This window comes from Actinomycetota bacterium (assembly GCA_005774595.1).
Classification (GTDB): Bacteria; Actinomycetota; Coriobacteriia; order Anaerosomatales; family D1FN1-002; genus D1FN1-002.
The window spans coordinates 1-8,884 of sequence record VAUM01000055.1; the positions used below are offsets into that span (position 1 = coordinate 1).

Here is an 8,884-nt window from a genome sequence, read left to right on the forward strand (position 1 = left end):
GTCACGGAGGTCTTGCCGTTCGTGCCGGTCACGCGCACGCAGCGCAGGCCCGCCTGCGGGTCGCCGAGCGCGGCGCACAGCGCACGGATGCGCGCGAGCGACGGGTTCGTGCCGAAGCGCAGCAGCGCGGCGAGCGCGGCCTCGGCCTCCTCGTACGTCAGCTCGGCCACGCGCCTCCCTTCGCCCGTCCGCGGCCCTACTCCGCCAGGTCGGCCGCCTGCGCCTCGAGCTTCGCGACCGCGTCGGCCAGCTCCGCGGCCTTCGCGCGGTCCTTCTCGATCACGTCGGCTGCCGCCTTGGCCAGGAAGCCCTCGTTGCCCAGCTTGCGCTCGAGCCGGTCGAGCTCCTCGCGCGCCCTCGCGAGCTCGCGGCCCACCTTCTCGCGCTCCGCCGCGAAGTCCACCAGCCCCTCGAGCGGCACGAACACCTCGAACCCGCCGGCCACCGCCGCCGCGGCGTGCGGCGGCCTCGCGGCGCCCGCGTCCACCGTCAGCGTGCTGACACCGGCGAGTTCGTGCAGGTAGTGGGCCTGCGACTCAACGAGCATCGCGTCGGCCCCCGCCGCGCGCACGATGCACGCGACCTCGGCCTTGGGCGACACGCCGTAGCGCGCGCGCACCGCGCGCACCTCGGTCACGAGTTCCTGCAGCACGGACATCGACGCCTCCGCGTCGCAGTCGCGCGCCTCGGCCAGCCCGGTCGGCCACGCAGCCACCATGAGCGACACCGCGCCCTCGCCGTCCGGCAGCGGCAGGCGGCGCCAGATCTCCTCGGTCACGAAGGGCATCATCGGGTGCAGCAGCCGCAGCGCGCGGTCGAGCACGTGCACGAGCAGGCGCTGCGCGGCGAGCTTCTGCTCCCCGCCCGCCGCGAGCCGGCCCTTCGCCAGCTCGATGTACCAGTCGCAGAACTCGCTCCAGAAGAAGTCGTACAGCGAGCGGGCCACTTCTCCGAACTGGAACGCGTCGGCGCCCGCCGCGCGCGCGGCGCCCACGTCGAGGCCGGCGTCAACGCTCTCGGACAGCGCGGCGAGCCGTGACAGGATCCAGCGATCCGCCACCGTCTTGGCCTCCGGCGGCCCCGGCACGTAGTCCTCGCCGAGGTTCATCAGCACGAACCGGCTGGCGTTCCAGATCTTGTTCGCGAAGTTGCGCGCGCCGGCGAGCTTCTCCTCGGAGAAGCGGATGTCCTGGCTGCCGGTCGTCTGCAGCATCAGGCCGAAGCGCATGCCGTCGGCGCCGTAGTGCTCCATCAGGTCGAGCGGGTCGACGCCGGTCCCCAGCGACTTGCTCATCCGCTTGCCCTCGGCGTTGAAGACCGTCGGGTGGATGATGACCTCGGAGTACGGGATGTCGCCGGCGAACTTCAGCCCCTGCATGATCATGCGCGCGACCCACAGGAACAGGATGTCGCGGGCGGTCGAGAGCACCGTGGTCGGGTAGAAGGCGCGCAGCTCGGGCGTGTCGTCGGGCCAGCCGAGCGTGGCGAACGGCCACAGCGCCGAGGAGAACCACGTGTCGAGCACATCCTCGTCCTGCCGCACGGGTGCGCCGCACGCGGGGCAGGCCGTCACGTCCTCCTCGGACACGGTCATCTCGCCGCACGCGTCGCAGTAGAAGACCGGGATCTGGTGGCCCCACCACAGCTGGCGCGAGACGCACCAGTCGCGGATGTTGTCCATCCAGTGGAAGTACACGCCGGCCCAGCGCTCCGGGTGGAAGCGCACGCGGCCGGCGCGCACCACGTCGATCGCGGGCGCAGCGAGCGGCTTCATGTCCACGAACCACTGGTCCGAGAGCCACGGCTCGACCACCGTGTGGCAGCGGTAGCAGTGGCCGACCGCGTGCACGTGGTCGTCGGTGCGCACGAGCAGCCCGGCGGCGTCGAGGTCGGCGATGACGCGCTTGCGCGCCTCGTAGCGGTCGAGGCCCTCGTACGGGCCGCCCTCGGCGGTGATGCGCGCGTCGGCGGTGAGCACGTTGACCTTGGGGATGTCGTGCCGCTCCGCGATCTCGAAGTCGTTCGGGTCGTGCGCGGGCGTGACCTTGACCGCGCCGGTGCCGAACGAAGGGTCCACGTACGCATCCGCCACGATCGGGATCTCACGGCCGAGGAGCGGCAGCACCACCGTGGCGCCGACGAGCGCCGTGTAGCGCTCGTCGTCCGGGTGCACCGCCACGCAGGTGTCGCCGAGCATGGTCTCGGGCCGCGTGGTCGCGACGATCACGTGATCGACGCCACCGAAGGGCTCGCGCAGCGGATAGCGGATGTGCCAGAGGTGGCCGTCGAGCTCCTCGTGCTCCACCTCGATGTCCGACAGCGCCGTCGAGCAGCGCGGGCACCAGTTGATGATGCGCTTGCCGCGGTAGATGAGGCCCTCGCGGTACAGCTCGACGAACACGCGCTTCACAGCGCGCTGGTACGACGGGTCCATCGTGAACCACTCGTCGGAGTAGTCGCACGAGCAGCCCATCGCCTTGAGCTGGCGGATGATGGTCGAGCCGTGCTCGCGGCGCCATTCCCAGCACGCCTCGACGAACGCCTCTCGGCCGACGTCGTGGCGGCTCCTGCCCTCGGCAGCGAGCTTCTGCTCGACCTTGTTCTGCGTGGCGATGCCGGCGTGGTCGGTGCCGACCACCCAGCGCGTCGGACGCCCGGTCATGCGCGAGCGGCGGATGAGCACGTCCTGGATCGTGTTGTTGAGCGCGTGGCCCATGTGCAGCGACCCGGTGACGTTGGGCGGCGGGATCGGGATGACGAACGCGTCGGCGCCCTCGACCGGCTCGCAGCCGAACCAGCCGCCGGCGAGCCACGAGTCCAGCACCGGGCCTTCGACGGCCTTCGGGTCGTACGCCTTGTCCATCTCGCTCACGTGCCTGACCGCCCTCGTCTTCAGGATCCTGCGACAGTGCCTGCTGATTCTAGCCGCAAGCGGGCGCGAACGGGCGGCGTGGCGATCCTCCGCTCATGAACCGGCACCACCCATCCGATGGAGTGTGTCGGGGGATACTGACGCGAGACACCTGTAGGGGTACCCTTGCGCAGGTGTCGGGGGGCGCCTCAGCGGATCGGCTGGCGGGGAGGTCGGCATGGCGGACTGCGAGTGCATCGAGAAGTGCACGTTCTTCCGTGACAGGATGGCGGACAAGATGCCCATCGCCGCCCTGATCCAGAACAAGCTGTGCCACAACGACGGCGCCGAGTGCGCGCGCCACATGGTGTTCGAGCGGTTGGGCCGCGAGGCCGTGCCGTCCGACCTGTTCCCGGTCGACACCGACCGGGCGATCCGGATCCTGGAGTCAGGGCCGCGTCAGTAGCGGCCCGGGAGCACGACCGCGTCCCGCGACCGGCATCGGGGACTCGCACGCAGCGCAGTGCATGCGAAGCTGGGAGCGTAGGAGATGTCTGACTGTGAGTGCATCGGGATGTGCCGCTTCTTCGAGGACAACGCCGGCAGATTCGGGCCGGTGGAACCGATCCTGAAGCTGAACCTCTGCCACAACGAGGGCACCGAGTGCGCACGCCACGTGGTCTTCGCCATCGCCGGCAAGGGCGCCGTGCCCGCCGACCTCTACCCGAACGACCTGCAGGGCGCCGCGCGCATCCTCGACCGCGTGCGGCAGTAGCCGCATCTGCCGGTCGACGCGTAGCGCCGCGGCGCTACGCGCTGGCCTCGCGCCCTCCCGCGGTGAGCACGAACGTGGGCTCCGCCGCACGGGTGACCGCCTCGCGCGTCACCACCACCCGCTCCACATCGGTGCGGCCCGGCAGGTCGTACATCGTGTCGAGCAGCAGCGACTCGAGGATCGACCGCAGTCCGCGCGCGCCGGTCCCGTGCGCGATCGCCTGGGCGGCGACCTCGGACAGCGCATCGGCGGTGAACTCGAGCTCCACACCCTCGAGCGCGAAGAGGCGCTGGTACTGCTTGACCAGCGCGTTCTTCGGCTCGGTGAGGATGCGCACCAGCTCGCCGGCGCCGAGATCGTCGACCGCGGCAGTGACCGGGATGCGCCCGACGAACTCGGGGATGAGCCCGTACTTGTGCAGGTCCTCCGGCAGCACCTGAGCGAGCAGTTCGCCCTTGTCGCGCTTGCTGGCGTCGGTCAGCTCAGCGCCGAAGCCGACACCGCGCTTGCCGATGCGGTCGGCGACGATCTTCTCGAGGCCGACGAACGCGCCTCCCAGGATGAAGAGCACGTTCGTGGTGTCGATGCGGATGAGCTCCTGCTGCGGGTGCTTGCGCCCGCCCTGGGGCGGGACGGCCGCCTCCGTGCCCTCGATGATCTTGAGCAGGGCCTGCTGGACGCCCTCGCCGGAGACGTCACGGGTGATCGAGAGGTTCTCGGCCTTGCGGGCGACCTTGTCGATCTCGTCGATGTAGATGATGCCGACCTCGGCGCGCGCGGTGTCGAAGTCCGCGGCGGTGATGAGCTTGAGCAGGATGTTCTCGACGTCCTCACCGACGTAGCCCGCCTCGGTGAGCGTGGTGGCATCGGCGATCGCGAACGGCACCTTCAGGATGCGGGCGAGCGTCTGGGCGAGCAGGGTCTTGCCGCAGCCGGTGGGGCCGAGCAGCAGGATGTTGCTCTTGGCGATCTCGACGTCGTGCTCGTCGTCGCAGTCGCGGCAGCGCACGCGCTTGTAGTGGTTGTACACGGCCACCGACAGGACCTTCTTCGCGCGCTCCTGGCCGATGACGTACTCGTCGAGATGGGCGTAGATGTCGCCCGGCGTCGGCAGCTCGTCGATGAGCGGCTTGACCTCGGCGCCGTCGGCCTCCTCGTCGACGATGTCGTTGCACAGGTCGATGCACTCGTCGCAGATGTAGACGCCCGGGCCCGCGATCAGCTTCTTGACCTGCCGCTGGCCCTTGCCGCAGAACGAGCACCTCAGGTTCTCGGGGCTGCCGCCCTCGCTCTTCGCCACGTCGCGCGGTCCCCTACTCCTTGGCGCGGTGCGCCACGACGCTGTCGACGAGACCGTACGCCTTGGCCTCCTCGGCGGACATGATGTTGTCGCGCTCGGTGTCCTTGCGGATGGTCTTCGGATCCTTGCCGGTGTGCTGCGCGAGGATCTCGTCGAGGGTGGCACGCGTGCGCAGCATCTCGTTGGCCTGGATCTCGATGTCCGTGACCTGGCCCTGGACGCCACCCCACGGCTGGTGGATCAGCACGCGGCTGTGCGGCAGCGCCGAACGCTTGCCCGCCGCCCCCGCCGCCAGCAGCACGGCGGCCATCGAGGCGCACATGCCGATGCAGATCGTCGCGACGTCGCAGCGGATCAGCTGCATGGTGTCGTACACAGCGAGACCGGCGCTGACCGAGCCGCCCGGTGAGTTGATGTAGAAGTTGATGTCCTTGGTCGGGTCCTCGCTCTCGAGGTGGAGCATCTGCGCGATGACGAGGTTCGCCGACAGGTCGTCGACGTCGCGCCCGAGGAAGATGACGCGCTCGTTCAGGAGACGCGAGAAGATGTCGTAGTGGCGCTCGCCGCGGCTGGTCTGCTCGACCACCATCGGCACCAGGTCGCCGTAGAGTTCGAAGCTCATCGTCGTGCCTCCTTCTCGTCTGCGCGCGCTACTCCGCGGCCGGTTCGTCTGCCGTCGGCTCGTCCGCGGGCTCGTCTACCGGGTCGACCTCGATGACCTCGACGCTGTCCATGAGCCAGCGCGTCGCCAGCCGGTGCATGATGGTCTCGCGCACGAGCGGCAGCATGCCGGCCTCCCGCAGGCGCGTCGACATGCGCTCGGCGGCGCCTTCCTCGGCTCCGGCCATGCGGGCGATCTCCTCGGTGAGCTCCTGCTCCGTGACCTCCATGCCACGCTGCCGGAACAGCGCCTCGAGGGCGAGCTCCTCGGTGAGCACGTCGCGGGCGCGGTCCATGATGTCCGCCTGGATCTGCTCGGGAGTCACGCCCGTGGCCGCCACGTAGTCGTCGAGCGAGATCTGACGCTGCTCGAGCGTCTCGAAGAACTCCTGCGTCAGCGCGTTCGCGCGGTACTCGACCATCGACTCGGGGACCTCGCCGGCCAGCCGCTGCCCGAGCATGTGACGCGCGGAGCGCTCGACCTCGCGCAGGTGGCCGACGCCCTTGGCCTCGTCCATGCGCTTGCGGATGTCGGCGCGCAGTTCGTCGAGCGTCTCGAATCCGCCCACCGTCCCGGCGAACTCGTCGTCGAGCGCCGGGAGCGCCTTCTCCTTGACCTCGTGGACCTCGATGTCGAAGGTCGCCGTGCGGCCGACGAACTCCTCGACCGACGAGCTGTCCGGGATCGGGAACTCGGCGTGCGCGCTCCCGCCCGCGGCGACGCCGGCGATCGCGGCGTCGAACTCCGCCGGCATGAGGCCCCGGCCGCTCTCGTAGAGGTACTTGTCGACGGCGTTTCCCTCATACTCCTCGCCGTCGACGAGCCCGACGAACGAGATCAGCGCGAAGTCGCCGACCTGCAGGCCGCGCTCAACGGGCTCGAGGGTGGCGTGGCGCTCGCGGAGGTAGTCGAGCTGGGCGTCGATCTCCCTGTCGGTAGCGTGCGCGGCCGGGACCGTCACAACAATCGCGTCGTCCGATGAGAGCGCGAGCTCGGGGCGGACCTCGACGGTGACGGTGTAGGTGTACGGCTCGCCGTCCACGAGCGTCTTCAGCTCGCCGAAGTCGCCCGGCGCGATCGGCCGCAGGTCGAGTTCGTTGACCGCCAGCGGGTAGGTCTCCTCGGTCAGCTGGTCGCGCGCCTCCTCGAGCACGGCATCCGTGCCGATCCGGCTCTCGACGATCGCGCGCGGCGCCTTGCCGGGACGGAACCCGGGGATGCGCAGCCGGCCCGACAGGCGCGCGAAAGCATCGGAGATCGCGCGCGTCACCTCATCGGCGCTCAGGTCGACCGTGACCTCGACCTTGACTCCCTCGAGTGGTTTGCAGCTGGACTCCACTGTCGACCTCCTGGTCGGTCAGGGCCCCGCGGCGGACGGTCCACCTTCGACGCCGACGGGGACGGCTCATGGTGCGGGCGAGAGGGGTCGAACCTCCACGAGTCGCCTCACAGGGACCTAAACCCTGCGCGTCTGCCAGTTCCGCCACGCCCGCACGAAAGCCGGCACACAACTATACACAAGAGGCCGACACCGGCGTCGGCCTCGGGGATCGCTATGGTGGGCCGTATAGGGATCGAACCTATGACCTTGGGATTAAGAGTCCCCTGCTCTACCAGCTGAGCTAACGGCCCGATGAGCGTTGCCATTCTACACGGTCGGCGCGGTCACGCAAGCGAGCCTCCCGCGCGCTTCCGGGCGGCGGGAGGCTACTTCGGCTCGTGGCAGTCGCAGCCGCGCGCGTCCGAGCCGCCCTGGTCCATGGGATGCGGCTTGCCGATGGTGTGAGCCGCCGCCTGCTCGACAGTGAGCGGCCTGGCCTTCTTCGCGCATCCGGCGAGCGGTGCGGCGAGCGCGAGAACGAGCAGGATCGCGAGCGGTGCGTTCGGGCGGGGCATCGTGAGCCTTCCGTGCGGCCTTCCTGCAGCGGGACCCCCTCGCCTGGTGCGAGGAGGCCCCGATGGAGTACGTCTGGGGTGGGTAACGGGACTCGAACCCGCGACCTTCGGAGCCACAGTCCGACGCTCTAACCGACTGAGCTACACCCACCGTGTGACGCCCCGCAGGCACCTGCCCGCGGGCGCCCCGCTACGCTAGCGACGCGCCGCCGGGTTGTCAATGCGCGGGCGCGACGCGAGGGCCCCGGCGCGCCGAGGCCCTCGTCTTCGAGTCGGTGGCGCGCCCGGGAGGATTCGAACCCCCGGCCTGAAGATTAGAAGTCTTCCGCTCTATCCACCTGAGCTACGGGCGCCTATGCTGCGCGCCGCACGCGACGGCGCTGTGAGATGTCGTGGAGCGGCCGACGGGACTCGAACCCGCAACAACCAGCTTGGAAGGCTGGGGCTCTACCAATTGAACTACGGCCGCATGAAGCTGGTCGGGCCGGCCGGATTCGAACCGGCGACCCCCTGCTCCCAAAGCAGGTGCGCTACCAAGCTGCGCCACGGCCCGACCCTTGACCCACCCGGCACGCCGGGCGCGCGAGACAGTATAGCGTGCGCGGCGAGCGCGGCGCACGCGGCGCGGGCCGGCGTTCAGCCGCGCGGCCCGAGCGCGTCGCGCAGGGCCCTCAGCGCGGCCCCCCGGTGGCTGATCGCGTTCTTCTCCCCCATGCCGAGCTGAGCCATCGTCCGCCCCGGAGTCACGTCCGGGAGGAACAGCGGGTCGTAGCCGAAGCCGCCGTCGCCGAGCGCGACCGTCCCCATCCGCCCCTCGCATGCGCCGCTCGCGACCGTCTCGGCCCCGTCGTCGTCGAGAAACACCATCGCGCACCGGAAGCGCGCCGCCCGCCCGTCCGCAGGCACGCCGTCCAAGGCGGTGAGCAGGCGTGCGTTGTTGTCGGCATCGGTGGCGTCCTCGCCCGCGTAGCGCGACGACCGCACGCCCGGTTCGCCGTCCAGCGCGTCGACCTCGAGCCCCGAGTCGTCGGCGAGCGCGGCCCCGCCGAACGCGGCGCGCGCGGCCGCCGCCTTGATGCGCGCGTTCTCCTCGAAGGTGCCGCCGGTCTCCTCGGGCGCGTCCCAGCCGCCGAGGTCGGCCACCGAGACGAACTCCCACTCCGGGAACGCGAGTGCCGCGCGGATCTCGGCGAGCTTGCCGGCGTTGCCTGTCGCGACCACGACGCGCTTCATCGTTCCTCAGCCCTCGAACGTGTCGAGGTCGCCCTCGGTCACGGTGCGCTGCACCTCGACAAGCCGGGTGACACCGCTCTCCGCGAGCTCGAGCAGCGCGTCGAGCGCCGCGCGGTCGAACGGCGCCTTCTCACCGGTGCCCTGCACCTCGATGAATCGGCCGCGGCC

9 protein-coding genes, 6 tRNA genes and 2 pseudogenes are annotated in these 8,884 nt (G+C 70.3%); 2 read left to right on the forward strand and 15 right to left on the reverse strand.

Annotated elements, in window-relative coordinates; all coding sequences use genetic code 11:
• Both FDZ70_03685 and FDZ70_03690 read right to left on the reverse strand, forming a co-directional pair.
• Window positions 1-170: bifunctional folylpolyglutamate synthase/dihydrofolate synthase (locus FDZ70_03685; protein ID TLM78826.1), on the reverse strand; the 170-nt coding region annotated here is incomplete at its 3' end.
• 26 nt (window positions 171-196) lie between these two features.
• Window positions 197-2,863 carry a valine--tRNA ligase gene (locus tag FDZ70_03690; protein TLM78834.1) on the reverse strand — a complete coding sequence of 889 codons (2,667 nt, stop codon included), beginning with the start codon at window positions 2,861-2,863 and terminating at the stop codon, window positions 197-199.
• Between the two features lie 226 nt (window positions 2,864-3,089).
• Here FDZ70_03690 and FDZ70_03695 point away from each other — a divergent pair, with 226 nt between their 5' ends.
• Complete coding sequence (locus FDZ70_03695) at window positions 3,090-3,317, forward strand: hypothetical protein (protein TLM78827.1); 228 nt, start codon at window positions 3,090-3,092, stop codon at window positions 3,315-3,317.
• 84 nt (window positions 3,318-3,401) lie between these two features.
• Window positions 3,402-3,626, forward strand: coding sequence for an iron-containing alcohol dehydrogenase (locus tag FDZ70_03700; protein ID TLM78828.1), 225 nt, complete (start codon window positions 3,402-3,404; stop codon window positions 3,624-3,626).
• A gap of 34 nt (window positions 3,627-3,660) precedes the next feature.
• Here FDZ70_03700 and clpX read toward each other — a convergent pair whose 3' ends face one another.
• From clpX to rph, 13 genes and pseudogenes are all read right to left on the reverse strand, one after another.
• Window positions 3,661-4,926 (reverse strand): ATP-dependent Clp protease ATP-binding subunit ClpX, encoded by a 1,266-nt coding sequence (clpX, locus tag FDZ70_03705; GenBank protein TLM78829.1) that lies wholly within the window; start codon window positions 4,924-4,926, stop codon window positions 3,661-3,663.
• Window positions 4,927-4,939: 13 nt separating this feature from the next.
• Window positions 4,940-5,548, reverse strand: coding sequence for an ATP-dependent Clp endopeptidase proteolytic subunit ClpP (gene clpP, locus FDZ70_03710; protein TLM78830.1), 609 nt, complete (start codon window positions 5,546-5,548; stop codon window positions 4,940-4,942).
• 28 nt (window positions 5,549-5,576) lie between these two features.
• Window positions 5,577-6,926 carry a trigger factor gene (gene tig, locus FDZ70_03715; protein ID TLM78831.1) on the reverse strand — a complete coding sequence of 450 codons (1,350 nt, stop codon included), beginning with the start codon at window positions 6,924-6,926 and terminating at the stop codon, window positions 5,577-5,579.
• 69 nt (window positions 6,927-6,995) lie between these two features.
• Window positions 6,996-7,080 (reverse strand) — tRNA-Leu (locus FDZ70_03720).
• Window positions 7,081-7,143: 63 nt separating this feature from the next.
• Window positions 7,144-7,219, reverse strand: a tRNA-Lys gene (locus tag FDZ70_03725).
• Between the two features lie 75 nt (window positions 7,220-7,294).
• On the reverse strand, window positions 7,295-7,483 hold the full coding sequence (locus tag FDZ70_03730) for a hypothetical protein (GenBank protein ID TLM78832.1): 189 nt from the start codon (window positions 7,481-7,483) through the stop codon (window positions 7,295-7,297).
• 74 nt (window positions 7,484-7,557) lie between these two features.
• Window positions 7,558-7,634: transfer RNA gene (locus FDZ70_03735), tRNA-His, on the reverse strand.
• Between the two features lie 125 nt (window positions 7,635-7,759).
• Window positions 7,760-7,836: transfer RNA gene (locus FDZ70_03740), tRNA-Arg, on the reverse strand.
• Window positions 7,837-7,876: 40 nt separating this feature from the next.
• Window positions 7,877-7,952: transfer RNA gene (locus FDZ70_03745), tRNA-Gly, on the reverse strand.
• A 7-nt stretch (window positions 7,953-7,959) separates the two neighbouring features.
• Window positions 7,960-8,036, reverse strand: a tRNA-Pro gene (locus FDZ70_03750).
• Window positions 8,014-8,112 (reverse strand): annotated as a pseudogene (locus FDZ70_03755) (thioredoxin). Before FDZ70_03755 ends, FDZ70_03750 begins: the two are co-directional and overlap by 23 nt.
• 7 nt (window positions 8,113-8,119) lie before the next feature.
• Window positions 8,120-8,716 (reverse strand): RdgB/HAM1 family non-canonical purine NTP pyrophosphatase, encoded by a 597-nt coding sequence (gene rdgB / locus FDZ70_03760; GenBank protein ID TLM78833.1) that lies wholly within the window; start codon window positions 8,714-8,716, stop codon window positions 8,120-8,122.
• Window positions 8,717-8,788: 72 nt separating this feature from the next.
• Window positions 8,789-8,884 (reverse strand): annotated as a pseudogene (rph, locus tag FDZ70_03765) (ribonuclease PH).

Excerpts from the sequence above, each read along its gene's own strand:
- FDZ70_03690 (TLM78834.1), bottom strand. The coding sequence starts at position 2,863 with ATGGACAAGGCGTACGACCCGAAGGCCGTCGAAGGCCCGGTGCTGGAC.
- FDZ70_03695 (TLM78827.1), top strand. The coding sequence starts at position 3,090 with ATGGCGGACTGCGAGTGCATCGAGAAGTGCACGTTCTTCCGTGACAGG.
- FDZ70_03700 (TLM78828.1), top strand. The coding sequence starts at position 3,402 with ATGTCTGACTGTGAGTGCATCGGGATGTGCCGCTTCTTCGAGGACAAC.
- clpP (TLM78830.1), bottom strand. The coding sequence starts at position 5,548 with ATGAGCTTCGAACTCTACGGCGACCTGGTGCCGATGGTGGTCGAGCAG.
- FDZ70_03730 (TLM78832.1), bottom strand. The coding sequence starts at position 7,483 with ATGCCCCGCCCGAACGCACCGCTCGCGATCCTGCTCGTTCTCGCGCTC.
- rdgB (TLM78833.1), bottom strand. The coding sequence starts at position 8,716 with ATGAAGCGCGTCGTGGTCGCGACAGGCAACGCCGGCAAGCTCGCCGAG.